This window comes from Shewanella colwelliana, assembly GCF_001735525.1.
Classification (GTDB): domain Bacteria; phylum Pseudomonadota; class Gammaproteobacteria; order Enterobacterales; family Shewanellaceae; genus Shewanella; species Shewanella colwelliana.
Genome location: NZ_MCBT01000018.1, coordinates 77,957 through 97,702, shown reverse-complemented (window position 1 = coordinate 97,702; position 19,746 = coordinate 77,957). Strand labels below are relative to the sequence as shown.

The following is a 19,746-nucleotide window of genomic DNA, read 5'->3' as shown; positions in this document are numbered from 1 at the left end:
TAGACTCTGCTTTAATCAAGGATTGATTATGCGATTTGAAAAGCTAGATGTATGGAAGAGAGCCTCACGTTTATCTTGTCAAATATATAAAGAGACTGAGGCTATTCAAAACTGGGGCTTTAAAGACCAAGTTACTCGTTCTGGCTTATCAGTTCCTTCAAACATTGCAGAGGGGGAGGAACGTGAAACCACAAAAGAGAAGATTAGGTTTCTCTATTATGCCAAAGGTTCATTAGGGGAGTTGGTTACTCAGTTATATATCGGAATAGAGATCGGTTATCTGAGTAAGCAATCTTCAATGGAAATGATAAAAGAAGCCAAAGAGATTGCAAAAATCATAGGTGCTCTAATTAGAAATAAGGAATCACAGATAAAAGAAGATAACGCTGATTACAAAATTTGATTAATTTAACTTAGCGGTTGGCTACTTTGACTTTCCGCTTGTATAGCAGCGTAGCGCTCTAGCCGCGAAGCGTCCTAGAATCTAGAATCTGAAGACTATATGAACAAACAAATACAACAAAAATACACCGATGCACAATTCGTCAACCCCCAAATAACGAGCGACGACGAAATTGATCTGCGTGAACTCTTTGCTGTTATCTGGCAAGGCAAGTGGTTAATCATCGCCATCACTGCTGTATTCGCTATTGGTTCTGTGATTTTTGCCATTATGCAGCCCAATATCTATAAATCTGAAGCACTGTTAGCCCCTGCGAGTGAAGAACAAGGCGGCGGATTAAGTGCCTTAGCGGGCCAATTCGGCGGTTTAGCCAGTATGGCTGGTATTAACTTAGGTGGCGGTGGTGGGGTAGATAAAACCCAAATGGCCATAGAGGTGATGAAATCACGCCAATTTGCCAGTGATTTTATTCAAAAGCATCAACTTCTGCCTGATTTAATGGCAGCAGAAAAATGGAACATGGCTGAAAATGCTGTCATCTACGATGCAGATCTTTATGACGTGTCAGCCAATAAATGGGTGCGAGAAGTCAAAGCGCCATTTAAACCTGAGCCCTCAATGCAAGAAGCATTTAAAGAGTTCAGTAAGATTGTGAGTGTAAACTCAGCAAAAGATACTGGCATGGTGACCGTTGCTGTTGAGCATTTGTCGCCATCGGTCGCTCAACAATGGGTCAACTGGCTAGTTGAAGACATCAACAAGGTAATGAAAGAGCGTGATGTAGCAGAGGCAATTCGCAGCAGTGACTTTTTAAACAAACAGATTGCCCAAACTAACGTAGCCGACATACGCTCCATTTTGTATAAACTTATTGAAGAGCAAGCGAAAACCATTATGTTCGCTGAAGTACGTGATGAGTATGTGTTTAAGACGATTGACCCAGCATTAGTGCCTGAAGAGAAAGCTAAACCCAAACGTGCCCTAATTTGTGTATTAGGCACCATGCTTGGTGGCATGCTGGCTGTGATGATTGTTTTAATAAGACATTTCGTTAGAAAAGAGAATTAAGAGTCTTTGGTTTTATCGTTTCTAGCAGCGAAGCGCTCTAGCAATCTAGAATCAAGTCTTTTAAGAGCCTATTGGGGTTGCTGCATTTAAATGAAGAGCAGAAAAAAGAATAGAAAAATCTACGAAACCCAAGGCTTACAAGGGATGGGCCTACTTAGAACTAAGAGCTACTGTCTCAAAATAGATCAAAAGTGTCTCGGCTTGGCTTGCAAGGTTGAGATGTAAAAGTACAAATTATCATCTAATTTTTGTGTATTTAATTTCGTTGGAACACCATCTATGAACAATAATCTTGAAAATTTAAACATTGGTATTATTGGGTTAGGGTATGTCGGTTTACCTCTAGCCGTTGAGTTCGGTAAGCAATACAACACCATCGGCTTTGACATCAATGAGCCAAGAGTAAAAGAGCTAACTTCAGGGAATGATTCAACTTTAGAATGTACAAACGCTGAACTAGCAGAAGCACATTTATTAAAATATACCTGTCATTTAGAAGATATTAAAGACTGCAATTTTTATATCGTCACTGTTCCGACACCTATTGATAGCAGTAATGCGCCAGATTTGACACCGTTGAGAAAAGCATCTGAGGCATTAGGTAAAGTTATTTCTGTAAACGATGTCGTTGTATTTGAGTCAACAGTATACCCAGGTGCTACTGAAGAGGTTTGTTTACCTATAATCGAACGTGTGTCAGGTTTGAAATTCAATCAAGACTTTTTTGCAGGATATAGTCCAGAACGCATCAATCCGGGTGATAAAGTTAACCGCTTAACAACCATAGTTAAAATTACATCTGGATCAACACCGGATATTGCTGATTTTGTCGATGCTGTATATCGTTCTGTTGTGACCGCTGGCACCCATAAGGCGTCATCTATCAAAGTGGCAGAAGCCGCTAAAGTCATTGAAAATACGCAGCGAGACTTAAATATTGCCATAATAAATGAGTTTGCCAAAATATTTAATCGTTTAGATATCGATACAGAGGAAGTGCTCAAAGCCGCTGGCACAAAGTGGAATTTTTTACATTTTAAACCCGGTTTAGTTGGCGGGCACTGTATCAGTGTTGATCCATACTACCTTACTTATAAAGCGAAGGAAGTCGGCTATATGCCAGAGGTGATTTTAGCCGGTCGTCGCATAAATGATGGTATGGGCAGCTATGTGGCAACTCAAATGGTAAAGAAGCTGGCAAGTAAAAAAATTCATATTGATGAAGCAAATGTGCTTGTGATGGGCTTCACCTTTAAAGGGAATTGTCCAGATGTTCGCAATACTAAGGTGATAGAGATAGTTAAAGAACTTAAAAGTTTCAATATTAATGTCGATGTACATGACACTTGGGCAGAACCTCAAGAAGTTAAGCATGAATATGGTATTGAGCTAACTTCAGAACTAAAAGAGAATTATTATGACGGCATTATCTTAGCGGTAGATCATAGTGAACTGAAGCAGATGGGTATTGAAAAAGTAAGAGCTCTTGGTAAAGAAAATCATGTTGTTTACGATGTGAAATATGTCTTCCCTCTTGATGCCGCTGATATTCGTTTATAAGGAATAACTTAATGAAAAAATTTGCCTTAATAGGTGCTGGTGGATATATCGCTCCTCGTCATTTGAAAGCCATTAAAGATACTGGCAACGATTTAGCTGTTGCTATGGATATTAATGACTCTGTAGGGATTATGGATATGCATTTTCCTGAATCTGAATTCTTCACAGAGTTTGAAGATTTTGCTGCTTACGTAGAAGATGAAGCGTTAAAAGGCAATAAACTTGATTATATTTCAATTTGCTCGCCAAATTACCTGCATACTCCACAGATGAAGTTTGCATTAAAAAACGGCATAGACGTTATCTGTGAAAAACCTTTAGTTCTAAGTTCTGAAGAGATTGATACGTTAAAAGTGTATGAGGAAAAGTATGGTGCAAAGGTCAACAGTATTCTTCAATTAAGGCTTCATCCTTCAATCATAGAGCTGAAAGAAAAGGTAATGAATGCACCTGAAGATAAAGTTTTCGATGTTGAATTAACCTATATGACATCGAGGGGGAAATGGTATTTAAAATCCTGGAAAGGTTCTGATGAGAAATCTGGCGGCATCGCTACAAATATAGGCGTTCATTTTTACGATATGCTTCATTTTATTTTTGGTGATGTTTTGCATAATGAAGTTCACTATCGCAGTGAAACAACCTCCTGTGGTTATTTGGAGTTTAAACGAGCGAAAGTAAAATGGTTCTTGTCTATAGATTCTAAAAACCTTCCTGAAGATGCTGTTGTTGGTGAAAAAACGACCTACAGGAGTATAGATATTGAAGGAGAGCAGTTAGAGTTTTCAGGGGGCTTTACAGATTTACACACTCAGAGCTACCAGCAAATTCTTAGCGGGCGTGGCTATGGTTTAGATGACAATCGAACTGCTATCGAGACTGTTGAAAACATAAGAAAGCAAATAGTCATCGATGATTCAATGAATAAACATCCATTGTTTTACAAGATATCATAAATTTATTCTGGTGAGATAATGAGTAGAAAATTTAATCGAATAGTTCGCCTATCGGAAGTTGATATTCCTAGTTTTAGTAATGTAGACGGTCTTGATGCTATTCAGGTAGAGTCTATTAGTGATAACACTAATACTAGTGAAAACAGTATTGCAGTTTACATTAAAGGTCCACTACCGAGTAATAAGGAAAACTTACAGTTATTGACATCGACAATCGTCCCCGGCTATTGCTGCATTATTGTTGACAATCCAAGAGTCGCTATGAATGAATTTATAGCTTTCATTGCGTTAAAAGTTGGCTTTACTCAAGATTATACTGACAGTATTTTACCTAGTTCAGTTAAAATTGGTAAGAATGTCGTTATTGAGCATAATGTAGAAATTGGTGAAGGTACTATAATCGAACATAATGTAGTGATTCATTCAGGAACTAGAATTGGCAGAAACTGTTTGATAAGGACTCATTCGTCAATAGGTGGCGGGGGTTATAATTATATAAAGGACAATCAATATCTTGTTAAGCAGATAGATCTCGGTGGTGTTTGGTTGGGTGATAATGTCGAAATTGGTTCAAATACCTGTGTAGTTAGAGGACTTGTTGACGATACTGTTATCATGAATAACGTCAAGGTTGATAATTTAGTTCATATTGCGCATGACTGTTTTATTGATGAAGATGCTTATATTATCGCAAAATCTGAATTATCCGGTTATGTTAAAATTGGCAAGCGAACAAGAATCGCTCCAGGATCGTGCATAAAACAGCGCTTAACAATTGGTGACGATGTTATTGTAGGATTAGGTTCTATAGTACTTAAAAATGTGTCAAGTGGATGTACGGTTTTTGGAAGTCCCGCAAGAAAAATTAACTAATTTTGTTTCTAGAGGTAAATATGAGTAATACAGCTAAAGTAATAGAAATCGTTCAGGATATCATCGAGATGGATAATGTAACGGCTAGCACGATATTGACTGAGGATATTTGGGATTCATTTGCTGTTATTTCATTTCTTTCTTCAGTACAAACTGAGTTTAATACTGTTGTTGATGCTGAAAAAGTAAGCAATGTGGAAACAGTTCAGGAGCTTATAGAGTTAATTAGCTAAAATCTAGTGTAAGTTTAGTTAAACTTTTTGTAATTGAATAGGAATGGTTATGAGCATGAAGGCTTATATTGCAGGTGTATCGAAATACCTGCCAACTAATACACTGACTAATGAAGAGTTGGTTCTTGATTATCCTGAGTGGAGTGTTGAGAAAATTTTTTCTAAAACGGGTATTAGTTCACGGCATATAGCTGAAGGCAATGAAACCGTATCTGATATGGCTGTTTCGGCATGTGAATCACTTTTTGACTCGTATAATGTAGATAAATCAAATATTGATTTTATTTTACTATGCACTCAAAGCCCTGACCATCTCCTTCCAACTACTGCTTGTATTGTTCAGCATAAGCTAGGACTCTCCACTACGTGTGGGGCTCTCGATTTTAACTTAGGATGTTCTGGTTATGTATATGGTCTAAGTTTGGCTAAAGGCTTAATAGAGACTGGGCAAGCCAAGAACATAATACTTATCACTTCTGAGCAATACAGCAAATATATCGCAGATGGTGACAAAAGTGTAAGAACGTTATTTGGAGACGCCGCAGCTGCGACTCTTATATCGGCGAGAGAATCTGCTACAGATCTATTGGGGCCCTTTTTATTTGGAACAGATGGTAGCGGCGCTGAGAACTTAATCGTACCTCACGGTGGTAGTCGCTTCCCGATTACGTCTGAATCTTCTGTCGAGCAAAGCGATAGTAGCGGAAATCGACGGGCACCTAAAAATCTATATATGAATGGTGGAGAGATATTTAATTTCACACTAAAAAGTGTTCCAGAAAGTGTTAATGCGATATTGGAAAAGGCGGAAGTAAAAAAGAATGACCTTGATTATATAGTTTTTCATCAGGCGAATAAGTTCATGCTGGAGCAGTTGAGAAAGATGTGCAAGTTTGAGAAAGAGCGTTTTTTAACTTCATATCAAAATTATGGAAACACAGTATCATCTACAATACCTTTGGGGATAGCTGATGCCGTGGATAATAAAGTGTTCAAGAGTGGTGACAAGATTTTGGTCCTTGGATTTGGTGTTGGGTATTCTTGGGCTGGTACTATTATTACATGGTCATAAAGCACTCCTTCAAAAGACATGGGTATAAATGTGAAAATAAACTTTATTGATTTAGCTGCGCAATATCAGCATTTAAAAGAAAGAATAGATTTAAGGATTAAGAGAGTTCTCGATCATGGAACCTATATAATGGGTCCTGAAGTCTTCGAGTTAGAAGAAAAATTAGCTGAATATGTTGGAGTGAAGCATGCAATCACGTGTGCTAATGGAACTGACGCGTTACAACTATCGCTAATGGTATTAGATATAGGTCCTGGGGATGTAGTTTTTTGTCCAACCTTTACATTCTTTGCTACGGCAGAAGTCATTGCTTACGCAGGTGCAACACCTGTTTTTGTTGATTCGGATATAGATACATTTAATATGTGCCCAGAGCACTTAGAGGTACAAATAAACAGAATACTTGTTGAGAAAAAACTTACTCCTAAAGCTATTATTTCGGTAGATTTATTTGGTTTACCAGCAAATTATCCGAGAATTGAAGCGATTGCAAAAAAATATCAATTGAGGCTGATAGAAGATGCTGCGCAAGGGTTTGGCGGCGAAATAAGTGGTAAAAAAGCTGGTGCCTTTGGAGATATCGCAACAACAAGCTTTTTCCCTGCTAAGCCTTTAGGTTGCTATGGTGACGGTGGCGCAGTTTTTACTAATAATGATGAATATGCAGAGTTAGTTAAATCGTATCGAGTCCATGGAAAAGGTCGTGACAAGTATGATAACGTCCGTATTGGCATTAATAGCAGGTTAGATACTATTCAGGCCGCAATTTTATTAGAAAAGTTGGCAGAATTTCCGATTGAATTAAAAAAACGGAATAATATCGCACATTACTACTCTCAGTCGTTACCAAGTTCCTTCATTAAGCCCCGTATCCCTAGTGAATACTCAAGTTCCTGGGCGCAATATACCTTGCTTGTAGAAGATCGAGAGGCCGTTAGAGAGCAATATGCAGCAAAGGGGATACCTACTATGATTTACTATGGTACCTGTATGCATAATCAAACAGCTTTTAGTCATTTAGGATATACTGATGAGGATTTTCCAGTAGCTTCGATGCTTGCAGAAAAAGTATTAAGTCTGCCTATGCATCCGTATCTGCCAGCGTCAACTTCTGATTACGACGATGCTAACTAGTTTAGTACAATTAAAGAACAAGTTTCTTTCTAATAAGTTCATATCTTCAGTGGCAGTTCTTGTGGGCGGAACTGCTTCAGCTCAAATAATCGGTATTATAACCTTACCATTTTTGACTAGAATCTATGGTCCAGAAGATTTTAATCTGTTTGCCATATTTCTTTCAATGTTAGCGGTTTTATCAGTATCATCTTGCCTTAGATTTGAAATTGCTATACCAATTCCAGATTCTGAAGATGATGCAATTAATTTAGTTGTACTTTCGTTATTAAGTTCAACATGTATCAGTCTACTGCTCTTTTGCATTATTATCTTAGTGCCAGATATCTATTTTGTAGATATTCTTGATGTTGATTTTTTGCCTTATCTAAAATGGTTGCCATTGGGCGTCTGGTTTTTATGTCTGTTCGGTGTTTTTCAGTATTGGACTATAAGATATAAACGGTTTGGATTATTAGCGAAAAATAGGATTAGTCAAGTCAGCATATATGTTGGTAGCCAGATTGTTTTTGGATTAAATGGTTTTTTATCATTTGGCCTAATTGCAGGGAATATAATTAGTAATATTTTTGCAGCTACAAATCTTGCTATGAATAATGGAAAGGTGCTCGTCGATAGAGTGAGTGCTATATCATACAGCAGTCTAAAACGGACATTCTTTAGATATAAAAATTATCCAAAATATTCAACTTTTGAAGCCTTTGCTAATAGCGCAGCAATTGAAGTTCCTGTTCTTATTATTGCAGCGCTCTCGGTAGGTCCTGTTGCTGGCTACCTTTTGCTTGCAACTCGTATTTTAGGTGCGCCTATATCATTACTTGGTAATGCTGTTGGACAGGTTTATTTATCACACGCCCCAGAAAAGTTACGCCATAATCTGTTGGCAGATTTTACTTTAACGACGCTACGGTCTTTGGTTAAGGTTGGGTTTGTTCCTATTTTTACATTCTCGGTGTTAGCACCGTATATTATCCCCCTAGTGTTCGGTAGCGATTGGGAGGCTACTGGTAAATATATCGTATTATTATTCCCTTGGTTTTTCATTCAGTTTCTTGTGTCGCCCATATCAATGGCACTCAATATTACAGATAATCAAAAGCTTGCATTGATGTTGCAAGTGGTTGGTCTAGTAATAAGAGTTGGTGCGATTCTTGTGGCTGCTGAGTATGCAAATAAGTTTATTATCGAAACCTATGCTATAAGTGGTTATATATTTTACCTTAGTTACTTATTGTTTGTGTTAAGGGTATTAGGAGTTCGTGTGACTCAACTCATTGGTTTATTAAGTATTGGCCTAACACTAGGTGTTATTAGTTTATGTTACTTCTCAATTATTTAGCCGGTGAATAATATGCGCCTTAAACTCAGTTCTTTGTTAGTGATCATATTCTTATGTTTTTTTGCGGTGAGTTGCGACTCTAGTTCAGTTGATGGTGGTCCGGGAACTCCACTTAAAGTATATGTTCATGGCAATATTGCACCTTATGATACGCTTTCTGATGCTGTTTCAGATATAGAGAATATAGATTGGCAAGAGGATAGCAAGAAAGCAGATGCAATAAGAACAGCGTTTGCTATTGAACAAGTAATAAGTCACTTAAAGATGAGTGAAATCGATATATCGTTCGGAAAGCCTGAATCTGATAATGATATATATGCAATTTATTTAAATTATTTTGAACCAAAAGAAGATGTTATTAACGAAGCCGATAGACAGTCGTACTCAATAATTTCTGATGACGTTAGTTTGAACATTTCGGCCAAATCGAGTATAGGTTTGTTATACGGGACATTCAGATATTTAGAGCACCTTGGCGTTAGCTGGTATGATCCGGAAGTAATCACATTTCCTGAACATTTAGAACTTAGAAAAGTTTGGGAAACCACTGAGTATCCAAAGAGCTTGAGTCGAGGTTTCTGGTTGTATAACCAAACACCTTTAAGTGACGAGTATCTATTATGGATGGCAAGAAATCGGCTTAATTTGGCAGGCCATAGCGAAGGAAACTATGCCAAAATGCTAGGTTTTAAGCGGTGGGGAGGCGGCCATCATATTATACAGGAAGTGTTTTCTGAAGATGGATTGTTTGAAAAGCATCCAGATTGGTTTGCATATAATGGGGGCGTGTACAGACAAATCCCTAAAAGTGGAACTTATTTTAACCCAGCTTTTGGCAAACAAGAAGTAGCAGATTTTTTTGCAGAGTCAATGTTAAAGCGATTAACTTTAGGTGATCTTGCTGATCACGATATAGTTAACGTATGGCCGGCTGATAGTAGACAGGACCTATTTGACCAAAGTGAGTTAGCTTTAAGTATAGGTAATGAGTCCGACAATCTAATGCTATTTTATCAGCGGGTTGCAGAGAAGTTTCAGCGAGCCTATGAGTCTGGAGAACTTAACAGACAAGTGACGCTTGCCGGGATCTCTTACTTTAATACTTGGAAAGCACCAATTAATGGATTTAGTTATAGTTTCGCTAAAAATAGCTATATTCATTTGTTTTATTTGAATGAAAGAACTTGGTCTTCGCCTTTATATGAGGACCTGGAAGTGCATGAGTCAAATAGACGGATCACCGAAAATCTATCGAGTTGGTCTGCTATCCAGGGGGTTGAGTTTGGCACTGTAGATTATTACAACTATAGTTCATTTTCGGCTGTGGGCTTATCTGACCATTTAAATTTTCAGGAGACTTACGACTCATTGGGCAGTATAAATGATGGATTAGTCGCCTATATGCACCCTCTCAAAACCAATCCTGGTCCGAGACGCCTAACAAATCAGTTGATTAGCAAGTTGACTTGGCAAGATACAGGTGAGGTCAATTCTCTAACTATCAGTGAACGTTATTTTAACGATCGATATGGCTCTTACTCGGATGAATGGCAAGCCTTTTATAAGACGTATTCCGATGCTATCGATAATGCAAAGGAGATGTTTGCTGAGGATTCGTTAACTTATCATTTATTTAAGGGGATCTTCTGGGGAGAACCTTGGACTGATAATGATATAAACATTATTCACCAGTTTAGGACTGGCGGTTTACAATCAATTCCTGTTCTTTTTCAAAATAGAAACTTATTGGAGCGTTTTAGGGGGTTAGATGAGTCGGTTGATATGTTAAATGATATAGTCTTCCGTTCTGAACGATTAATTAGTCAGGTAGATGATTTAAATATTAAAAATAATATGAGTCATGACCTTATTTGGTTTAAAGCTACTTATGCAAGGTATTTATTAATTTATTACATTTCACAGTTTGTTGAGTTGAAAATTGAAGGGCGGGATAATGATTTTTTGATCTCCAAAATTCAAACGGAAATAGATTTTTTAGATACTGTTAGTGTTACTGATGATACATTGTCCCCAGTAAATCAAAGGGCCTTTATCGTGTTCTGTAGAAAGTTAATTGAATGATTATCGTTAGTTTTCTTCGTTAGTATATTTGGGCTTAACGAATGATTTTTTTGAGTCAAGGTGATGATTATTAAAAAAAATAAAATGCAAAGTGTTTTTATTAAAAAGTCCTATGTATTTTTGGTTGTACTTCTATATGTGTTTTCAATATTGAGTGTGCAAAATGGATATTTATATAGTACGCAAAGTATGTTTGGCTTTAAGGAAGGCTATATTGATTTAATCGGTTTTGTACTTATATTTCTTTTGGTTTTTCCTTTTTGTTTTTTAGTGCCTATCACTATAAAAAAACCGTCAAATTTGATTGTGTGGATCGTTTTTGTTTTCATTTATATACCTTCTGTTGTTATTTCTATAACGAATGGAACTAATTCATATGAAAACTATCTTTATTCACTATTAGCATTCGCTTTGTCATTTATACTTGTAATTTCATTTTCTTTTTTTTGTATAAGGGGCTGGTCAGTAAAACCACTGTTTACATTTAGGCAATTTATGGTTGTAGTGACATTGTTCTGGTGTTTATTCGCTTCGATTCTTCTATATAATTATAGTTCAGTAATGAAACTGTCTGCGCTCGATTCTATCTATTTGCAACGAGAGTTAGGTAAAGCTACTTCTGCTTCTATGGGGTATATTCAGATTTACTTTGCTCAAGTGTTTACGCCCATTATGTTTACTATAGGTTTAGTTTATAAGAGAAGGATGTTTATATTTTTTGGTTTGATCGGTTTTGTTATGTCATATTCGATCACTGCTGAAAAGTCATTTATCTTGATGCCATTGATGATGGTTGTTATTAGCAGGGCTTTCTCAGAGGGTTGTATTAAGCTAAACAAGATATTAACGTCTATTATCCTGATTGCTTTATTAGTCCTCGGTGTGTCCTTGTTCTATCTTGACTCTATAATGTTTTTTATTATTGGCCTTTATTTGGTTGCTAGAGTTGTTGCAACTCCAGGGATAATGTTTAGCCTGTATAGTGATTTCGCTAATGAAAATGGATATACTTATTGGACTCACGTGAAAGGCGTTAGTCAATTTATCGAAATTCCAATTTTTTATGCAAACAACAGTTATTTTCCGGAGCTTGGACGTATAGTCGCGGAGTATAGTCTTGGAGTTAAGAGCAATTCAAATGCTAACTTTATAGCGGCGGATGGTATAGCAGCTCTAGGTCCTGTAGGGATAATTATTATCTCAATTTTATTTGGCATTTGGTTGTTGCTTTTAGATACTATGTCTAGACGGTGGAACACGCAATTTGTTTGTTGTGCCATGTTTCCCGTAATATTCGCTTTTACCAATGGTTCATTTTTTACCATTATGCTGTCTTTCGGCGGTATTTTTTGGATTATGTTGTTGTCATTATTTTCAAACACTCAGTCTGTAAAATTATAGATACTATGTAGGAATATATGGAATATTATCTTTCAAAAATATTAAAAAAAGCAAGATTTAAGTGTGTCAGAGCTTCAAACATCCATAGCACTGCGAAAGTAGAGTCAGGCTCATTGGTTTACAGTAGTAGTTTAGGCAAGCATAGTTTCTGCGGCTATGACTGTAATATTATAAACGCTTCCATAGGAGGGTTTTGTTCAATAGCTAGCCGTGTTTCCATTGGTGGTGCTAGTCATCCTGTCCATTTTGTTTCTACAAGCCCAGTATTTTTATCCCATAAGGATAGCGTTAAAGCAAAGTTTTCGGAGCATAATTATAATCCCCAGCTAGAAACGGTTGTAGGGCATGATGTTTGGATTGGCGAAGGCGCTTTTATTAAGGCGGGCGTAAAAATAGGACATGGTGCGGTTATTGGTATGGGAAGTATTGTGACTAAGGATGTGCCGCCTTATTCTATAGTCGGTGGTAATCCTGCAAAATTGATTCGATTTCGCTTTGAAGATGAGTTAATTGATGACCTTTTAGCTATACAATGGTGGGATTGGTCTGATGAGAAATTATCTAAATATGCAGAATTTTTTGATGACCCTGAAATTTTAGTAAAAAAGGTAAAGTCGCGAGGGGTTATATGAAAATAGTACATTGTTGTTTGTCTTGCTTTTATATTGATGGGTATGGATATCAAGAAAATGAGCTAGTAAGGCAAAATGTCGCGGACGGTCATGATGTAACTGTTATAGCTTCTACGGAAACTTTTGGTGATGATAGAAAACTGACTTATTTAGAACCGGGTGAGTATATCGGCACAGATGGCGCTAAGGTTTGCCGATTGGATTATGTTAAAATCCCCAAGTTTTTAGCTAGAAAGTTGAGAATAAACCCCGGGCTTATGAGGCTGCTTGAATTAGAAAAGCCTGATGTCATATTATTTCATGGTTTATGTGGTTGGGAACTATTAACGGTATCCAAATACAAAAAACTTAATCCAGAAGTAAAGCTATTCGCAGACAGCCATGAAGATAAGCATAACAGTGCTACAAGTTTTATTTCAAAGAATATTCTTCACTTAGGCTATTACAAACCCATAATTCAACGTTCTTTAAAGCACATTGATAAAGTGTTCTGTTTAAGCTCAGAAGTTAAAGATTTTTGTAGTAGTATGTATCAAATCCCCGATGAAAAAATGGAAATGTATCACCTAGGGGGGCACGTTTTATCTGATATGGAATACGATGAGCTTCGCACTCGAACTAGACGTAAACACGCTATTTCTGATTCAGATATTTTATTTGTCCAGTCGGGAAAGTTTGATTATAAGAAAAAACTTGTCGAGAGCTTGACGGCGTTTAAAAAGACTTCGAATGCATCTTTTAAGTATTTTGTAATAGGTGCTATTCCCGATGAAGTTGAGGCTGACGTAATGTCTTTGATAAAGTCGGACGTACGTATTGAGTTTTTAGGCTGGAAAAGCACAGAAGAACTACAAAATTATTTGTCTGCAGCTGATGTTTATGTGCAACCAGGTTCACAGTCAGCAACGATGCAAAATAGTGTCTGTGCTAGGTGCGCTGTAATTCTCGATGATGTAAAATCTCACCGGTTCCTACTTGGTGATGCTGGGTGGCTTGTCAGAGAACAATGTGATCTGGAAAATGTTTTCAATTTAATAGCTAATGACCCTAACTTAGTCAAATTACAGTCTGAGAAGTCGTTAAGCATAGCTAGGCAACATTTGGATTATAAAATGCTTGCTAAAAGATTAGAGGTTTAACTTTATTATGTCTGATTATTCGATTTGTAAAAAGTGCATCATGGATTCAAGCGATCCCAACTTGTCCTTGAATTCTGATGGGGTTTGCGAATATTGCCAAAATTTTGAGCAAAGTATTTTACCTAACTGGGACACTGGTAGCAAAGGTCACGCCGAGTTAATGGCTCTCGCTGCTAAAATAAAACAGGAAGGCGTGGGTAAAGAATTTGACTGTATTATCGGACTCAGTGGTGGGCTAGATAGTTCTTATACTGCATATGTCGCTAAAGAGATCATGGGTCTAAGACCTTTGTTATTTCATGTGGATGCGGGGTGGAATACAGACCAAGCCGTAGGTAACATTGAAAAGCTAGTCGATGGGTTAGGACTTGATTTATATACAGAGGTCATCAACTGGGAGGAAATGAAGAGCCTGCAGGTTGCTTTTTTGAAATCTCAAATACCTGATCAAGATTTCCCACAGGATACTGCTTTTTTCTCTGGTTTATATAAGTTTGCCCGTTCTCATAAAATTAAATATGTTTTGACAGGCGCGAATTATTCTACAGAGTGTTGTCGTGAGCCCGAAGAGTGGGGGGCTTATCCTGGGATTGACGCCATTTTGTTAAATGATATTAATAGTCAGTTTGGCCAGAGAGAGTTAAAGTCTTTTCCTGTTGTAGATATATTATCTTATAAGATTATTTATAAATACATATATGGAATGGAAGTCGTTAAACCTTTAAATCTGGTTCCGTACGATAAAGCCGATGCCGAAGAGACATTGGCGAAACTGTTTGGCTGGAAAAAATTCCAGCATAAACACCATGAGTCGAGGTTTACTCGTTTCTATGAAGATTACTGGATGCCACGCAAATTTGGGTATGAAAAGCGACGAGCACATTTCTCAAGCTTAATCATGACTGGACAAATGACGCGAGATCAAGCTCTTGAACGCATTTCTAAGCCCGAATTAGATGAAGAGTTTTTGAAAAATGAGTTTGAATATGTTGCACATAAATTAGATCTCACTGTTGAAGAGTTAGAGGCAATTTTTAACGGTGAAAATAAAACTGCATTTGATTATAAAAATAAGCGTTTTCTTATAGGAATAGGCGCTCGAGTCATGAGCTTTTTGGGCCTAGAGAGAAGGTTGTTTAGATGATTAAGATAGTCGATTATGGGTTGGGTAACATCCAAGCTTTTGTCAATGTTTATAGACGCTTACATATTCAAGTAGAAGTTGCTCGCACTCCCGACGAGTTGAAGGGTGCTAGCAAAATTATATTACCAGGTGTTGGGGCTTTTGATCATGCAATTGAGAAGCTTAATGACTCCGGTATGAGAGATGTTTTAGAGAAACTAGTCCTAGTTGATAAGGTGCCAGTTCTGGGCATATGCGTTGGTATGCAGATATTGGCCTCATCTAGTGACGAGGGAAGTTTACCAGGTTTAGGCTGGGTGCCAGGTAGAGTAAAAGCTTTTAGTCAAGTTGAGGGGTTCGAGAATATTGCTGTACCCCATATGGGATGGAATGATGTATCGCCCTTAGTAGATTCTATTCTATTTAGGGGAATGGAAGATTCGGCTAGTTTTTATTTTCTACATTCATTTTTTTATGAGTGCGATAATGAACTTAATATTTCCGCCACTAGTCAATATAATATGAAGTTTACTTGTGCTGTAAATGAAGGAAACGTTTACGGGGTACAATTTCACCCAGAGAAAAGCCATCACTGTGGTGTTGGCCTATTGAAAAATTTCGCGGAGATATAAAATGCTTCGACCTAGAGTTATTCCTTGTTTGCTTATTCAAGATAAAGGTTTGGTTAAGACAGTTAAGTTTAAGGATGCTAAGTACGTTGGTGATCCTATTAACGCCGTTAAGATCTTTAATGAAAAAGAAGCAGATGAGTTAGTAGTTTTGGATATTGATGCTACTCGTAATGGTGTCGAGCCTGATTTTGATTCTATTCGGCGTTTAGCTGCAGAATGTAGAATGCCTCTTTGTTACGGCGGGGGAGTAACAACGGCTAAACAAGCAAAACACATTATATCGCTTGGTGTCGAAAAGGTTGCTATTAGTGCCGCTGCTATAGACAATCCTGATTTGATTAAAGATATCGCTGATGAAATCGGCTCTCAAAGTGTAGTGGTTGTGTTAGATATAAAAAGGAAAATGTTCGGTTTAGGCTATGATGTATATACCCATAACGGAACTATTAATACTAAGAAGAATCCTTTTGAAATAGCCAAGGTATTTGAAAGTTTAGGTGCTGGCGAAATAGTTTTAAATTCAATAGATAACGACGGCTGTATGAAGGGCTTTGATCTTGACTCTGCTGATAAGCTGAGACGCGCAGTTAAGATCCCAATTACTATTCTCGGTGGTGCCGGTGAGTTGTCGCATTTTAAGGCTGCTGTGGATTCATGCGGAATAATAGGCGTCTCTGCAGGTAGTTTTTTTGTATTTAAGGGGCCTTATAAAGCTGTTTTGATTAGCTATCCAGAAGGCGAAATAAAGAAAAAACTTTTCTTATCTTAATTTCTCAACAAAGGTTTTTTATGTCTATATTTACGGGTAAAACTTTATTAATTACTGGTGGCACAGGATCATTTGGTAATGCGGTTTTAAAACGGTTTTTGGAGGGCGATATCTCCGAAATTAGAATATTCAGTCGCGACGAGAAAAAACAAGATGACATGCGGAAGGAGTATAATAATCCTAAATTAAAGTTTTACATAGGTGACGTTCGAGATTACAACTCTATTTTGTCTGCCACACGTGGAGTTGACTTTGTTTATCATGCAGCAGCGTTGAAACAAGTACCCTCTTGTGAGTTTCATCCAATGGAAGCTGTAAAAACTAACGTGTTGGGTACAGAAAATGTACTAGAAGCTTGTATAGCTAACGAAGTTTCTAGAGTAGTTTGCTTAAGTACCGATAAAGCTGTTTATCCTATCAATGCAATGGGTATTTCAAAAGCAATGATGGAGAAAGTTATCGTTGCTAAGTCCCGAAATGTAGATCCTGATAAAACCGTTATTAGTGCTACTCGTTACGGGAATGTTATGGCTTCTCGTGGTTCTGTTATTCCTTTATTTTTACGTCAAATAATTAATGGTGATGCGATAACAATAACCGACCCAAATATGACTCGTTTCATGATGACACTAAATGATGCGGTAGACCTCGTTTTACATGCGTTCACTCATGGTATTAATGGAGACATATTTGTTCAAAAAGCCCCCGCTGCAACGATTGATATATTAGTTAAAGCGCTAAAGACGATTACTGCAAAACCAGAACATCATGTGAACGTGATTGGTACCCGCCATGGAGAAAAGCTTTACGAGGCTTTGTGTAGCCGTGAAGAGATGTTTGTTGCCGAAGATCAAGGTGGATACTATCGGATTCCTTCAGATAATAGAGACTTAAATTACTCTCAATATGTTGAAGAAGGGGAACAAGATTTAAGTTCAATCGAAGATTATAACTCGCATAATACTGATCGTTTAGATGTTGAGGGTATGATCAAATTACTACATAAGTTAGATTTTATAGCGGACATAGAAGCAGGCAGTTTAGTCGTACCTGAGGGCGTATAATGAAAATACTAGTGACTGGGGCTAATGGCTTTATTGGTAAGAATTTGTGCTTTAAACTAGAAGAACAAGGTTTCACTGATGTTGTAAAAATTGATCGTGAAAACTCTCCTCAGGAATTGGATGCAGCATTGGAGAGTGCAGACTTTATTTACCATTTAGCGGGTATTAATCGTCCAAAGAATGATACTGAATTTACACAAGGAAATGTAGATTTAACATCTCGTATTGTCACTAAGTTGTTAGAACTTAATCGCCAAACACCTATTCTTTTGACGTCGTCAATTCAAGCTGAACATTCAAATCCATATGGTTTAAGTAAAGCACTAGCTGAAGATGCAGTGAACAAGTATGCTGAACAGTCTGAAGCAAAAGTGTTCGTTTACCGTTTACCAAATGTGTTCGGTAAGTGGTGTCGCCCTAATTATAACTCGGTAGTGGCAACTTTCTGTCATAATGTTGCTAACGATCTGCCATTAATTATTAATGATGCCTCAGCAAAAGTTAACTTGGTTTATATTGATACAGTTTGTGAACACTTTATTCATCATTTAACTAATGACGAACCAAGCGGTGAACAATCAATTAAGCCTATTTACCCTACTACAGTGGGGGAAATTGCTAGTGCTCTTGAATCATTTAAAGAGAGTAAAACTTCATTAGTTACTGAAAATGTAGGTACAGGGCTTTTGCGTGCGCTTTATTCTACTTATATTAGTTATTATTCTCCAGAGCAGTTCTCATACACCGTTCCGTCGTATATAGACCCTCGTGGGTCTTTTTGTGAATTATTGAAAACTAAAGAAGCTGGCCAATTTTCTTTCTTTACTGCTCACCCAGGTATTACCCGTGGTGGTCATTATCATCATACTAAGAACGAGAAATTTTTGGTGATAAAAGGAGAGGCTAAATTTAAGTTTGAACATATAGCAACAGGAGAATGTTATTCATTGGATGTTTCTGGAGATGATTACCGTGTTGTTGAAACGGTTCCTGGTTGGACGCACGATGTGACTAATACTGGAGAATCAGAACTTATCGTTATGTTGTGGGCTAATGAAATTTTTGATCGCGAGAAACCTGACACTGTTGCTAAACCATTGTAGGAATTAAAAATGAAAAAATTAAAAGTGATGTCAGTGGTCGGTACACGCCCTGAGATTATCCGTCTTTCTCGGGTTTTAGCTAAACTTGATGAGCATTGTGAACATGTTTTGGTTCATACTGGTCAAAATTACGATTTTGAATTAAACGAGGTATTTTTTAACGATTTAGGTGTGCGTAAACCTGATTACTTCTTAGAAGCTGCAGGGAAGAATGCAGCAGAAACAATTGGGCAAGTTATCATTAAAGTCGATCAAGCGCTAGAGGAAATCACCCCAGATGCTATGTTGGTGCTAGGCGACACAAACTCTTGTCTTTCTGCTATTCCGGCAAAGCGACGTAAGGTACCTATTTTTCATATGGAAGCTGGGAACCGTTGTTTCGATCAGCGAGTGCCAGAGGAAACCAATAGACGAATAGTTGATCATACTGCTGATATTAACCTTACTTACAGTTCTATTGCGCGTGACTACTTGCTTGCAGAAGGTTTGCCTGCTGATCGAGTAATAAAGACCGGTAGTCCAATGTTTGAGGTGTTAACTCATTATATGCCTCAAATTGATGCATCAGCGGTATTGAGTCGTCTTGACCTTGAAAAAGGTCAGTTTTTTGTCGTCAGTGCCCATCGCGAAGAAAATGTCGATTCACCAAAGCAACTGGCTAAATTAGCAGAAACACTGAATACAGTAGCCGCTTTTTACGATTTGCCAGTGATAGTTTCAACTCATCCGCGAACCCGGAATAGAATTGAAGCACAAGGAATTGAATTTCATAAAAATATACAGCTTCTTAAACCGTTAGGCTTTCATGATTATAATCATTTGCAGAAAAACGCCAAAGTAGTTTTATCTGACAGCGGTACTATTAACGAAGAATCTTCTATTATGAACTTCCCTGCTCTTAATATGCGCGAAGCACATGAGCGCCCTGAGGGGATGGAAGAAGCTTCTGTAATGATGGTTGGACTAGGTGTTGAGCGTGTGATGCAAGCATTACGAGTTTTGGAGACTCAACCAAGTGGTGGTGAACGTTTATTACGTCCAGTGTATGACTATAGTATGCCTAATGTATCAGATAAAATGGTGAGAATTATTCATTCTTATACCGATTATATAAAGCGAGTAGTTTGGAAAGAATATTAAATTACGTCGTTTTCACCTGTAAC

Annotated in this window: 19 protein-coding genes; all 19 read left to right on the top strand. The window is 37.5% G+C overall.

The window, feature by feature from the left end; translation table 11 throughout:
• Positions 1–28: 28 nt before the first annotated feature.
• The 19 genes from BEL05_RS07135 (at position 29) to wecB (ending at position 19,723) form a co-directional block, all read left to right on the top strand.
• Positions 29–403 carry a four helix bundle protein gene (locus BEL05_RS07135; protein ID WP_069670743.1) on the top strand — a complete coding sequence of 125 codons (375 nt, stop codon included), beginning with the start codon at positions 29–31 and terminating at the stop codon, positions 401–403.
• Positions 404–502: 99 nt separating this feature from the next.
• Positions 503–1,471 carry a Wzz/FepE/Etk N-terminal domain-containing protein gene (locus BEL05_RS07130; RefSeq protein ID WP_069670742.1) on the top strand — a complete coding sequence of 323 codons (969 nt, stop codon included), beginning with the start codon at positions 503–505 and terminating at the stop codon, positions 1,469–1,471.
• Positions 1,472–1,750: 279 nt separating this feature from the next.
• Entirely contained in the window at positions 1,751–3,031 is a 1,281-nt protein-coding gene (gene tviB, locus BEL05_RS07125) for a Vi polysaccharide biosynthesis UDP-N-acetylglucosamine C-6 dehydrogenase TviB (protein WP_069670741.1), read from the top strand.
• Between the two features lie 11 nt (positions 3,032–3,042).
• A complete protein-coding gene (locus BEL05_RS07120; protein WP_069670740.1) occupies positions 3,043–3,987 on the top strand; it encodes a Gfo/Idh/MocA family oxidoreductase in 945 nt (314 codons plus the stop codon).
• 18 nt (positions 3,988–4,005) lie between these two features.
• The gene (locus tag BEL05_RS07115) at positions 4,006–4,860 is read left to right on the top strand and encodes a UDP-3-O-(3-hydroxymyristoyl)glucosamine N-acyltransferase (RefSeq protein ID WP_069670739.1); all 855 of its coding nucleotides are present in this window, start codon (positions 4,006–4,008) and stop codon (positions 4,858–4,860) included.
• Positions 4,861–4,880: 20 nt separating this feature from the next.
• Positions 4,881–5,093, top strand: coding sequence for a hypothetical protein (locus tag BEL05_RS07110; protein ID WP_069670738.1), 213 nt, complete (start codon positions 4,881–4,883; stop codon positions 5,091–5,093).
• Between the two features lie 49 nt (positions 5,094–5,142).
• Positions 5,143–6,165: a 3-oxoacyl-ACP synthase III family protein gene (locus tag BEL05_RS07105; protein WP_069670737.1), complete on the top strand. Its 1,023-nt coding sequence runs from the start codon at positions 5,143–5,145 to the stop codon at positions 6,163–6,165.
• A 36-nt stretch (positions 6,166–6,201) separates the two neighbouring features.
• Positions 6,202–7,299, top strand: coding sequence for a DegT/DnrJ/EryC1/StrS family aminotransferase (locus BEL05_RS07100; protein ID WP_069670827.1), 1,098 nt, complete (start codon positions 6,202–6,204; stop codon positions 7,297–7,299).
• 61 nt (positions 7,300–7,360) lie between these two features.
• The gene (locus BEL05_RS07095; protein ID WP_139151843.1) at positions 7,361–8,638 is read left to right on the top strand and encodes an MATE family efflux transporter; all 1,278 of its coding nucleotides are present in this window, start codon (positions 7,361–7,363) and stop codon (positions 8,636–8,638) included.
• Between the two features lie 12 nt (positions 8,639–8,650).
• Entirely contained in the window at positions 8,651–10,720 is a 2,070-nt protein-coding gene (locus tag BEL05_RS07090; protein ID WP_069670735.1) for a glycoside hydrolase family 20 protein, read from the top strand.
• A gap of 60 nt (positions 10,721–10,780) precedes the next feature.
• A complete protein-coding gene (locus tag BEL05_RS07085) occupies positions 10,781–12,121 on the top strand; it encodes an oligosaccharide repeat unit polymerase (protein WP_139151842.1) in 1,341 nt (446 codons plus the stop codon).
• Positions 12,122–12,138: 17 nt separating this feature from the next.
• The gene (locus tag BEL05_RS21270; protein ID WP_083250318.1) at positions 12,139–12,753 is read left to right on the top strand and encodes a CatB-related O-acetyltransferase; all 615 of its coding nucleotides are present in this window, start codon (positions 12,139–12,141) and stop codon (positions 12,751–12,753) included.
• Positions 12,750–13,892 (top strand): glycosyltransferase family 4 protein, encoded by a 1,143-nt coding sequence (locus BEL05_RS07075; protein ID WP_069670733.1) that lies wholly within the window; start codon positions 12,750–12,752, stop codon positions 13,890–13,892. The genes BEL05_RS21270 and BEL05_RS07075 overlap by 4 nt, the downstream gene beginning before the upstream one ends.
• A gap of 7 nt (positions 13,893–13,899) precedes the next feature.
• Positions 13,900–15,036, top strand: coding sequence for an N-acetyl sugar amidotransferase (locus tag BEL05_RS07070; protein WP_069670732.1), 1,137 nt, complete (start codon positions 13,900–13,902; stop codon positions 15,034–15,036).
• Positions 15,033–15,647: an imidazole glycerol phosphate synthase subunit HisH gene (gene hisH / locus BEL05_RS07065; RefSeq protein WP_069670731.1), complete on the top strand. Its 615-nt coding sequence runs from the start codon at positions 15,033–15,035 to the stop codon at positions 15,645–15,647. The genes BEL05_RS07070 and hisH overlap by 4 nt, the downstream gene beginning before the upstream one ends.
• Before the next feature lies 1 nt (position 15,648).
• On the top strand, positions 15,649–16,416 hold the full coding sequence (locus tag BEL05_RS07060) for an AglZ/HisF2 family acetamidino modification protein (protein WP_069670730.1): 768 nt from the start codon (positions 15,649–15,651) through the stop codon (positions 16,414–16,416).
• 20 nt (positions 16,417–16,436) lie between these two features.
• Positions 16,437–17,480: a polysaccharide biosynthesis protein gene (locus BEL05_RS07055; RefSeq protein ID WP_281179892.1), complete on the top strand. Its 1,044-nt coding sequence runs from the start codon at positions 16,437–16,439 to the stop codon at positions 17,478–17,480.
• Positions 17,480–18,583, top strand: a complete 1,104-nt coding sequence (gene wbjC / locus BEL05_RS07050) for a UDP-2-acetamido-2,6-beta-L-arabino-hexul-4-ose reductase (protein ID WP_069670729.1) — start codon at positions 17,480–17,482, stop codon at positions 18,581–18,583. The genes BEL05_RS07055 and wbjC overlap by 1 nt, the downstream gene beginning before the upstream one ends.
• A 9-nt stretch (positions 18,584–18,592) precedes the next feature.
• A complete protein-coding gene (wecB, locus tag BEL05_RS07045) occupies positions 18,593–19,723 on the top strand; it encodes a non-hydrolyzing UDP-N-acetylglucosamine 2-epimerase (protein WP_069670728.1) in 1,131 nt (376 codons plus the stop codon).
• Positions 19,724–19,746: the final 23 nt, after the last annotated feature.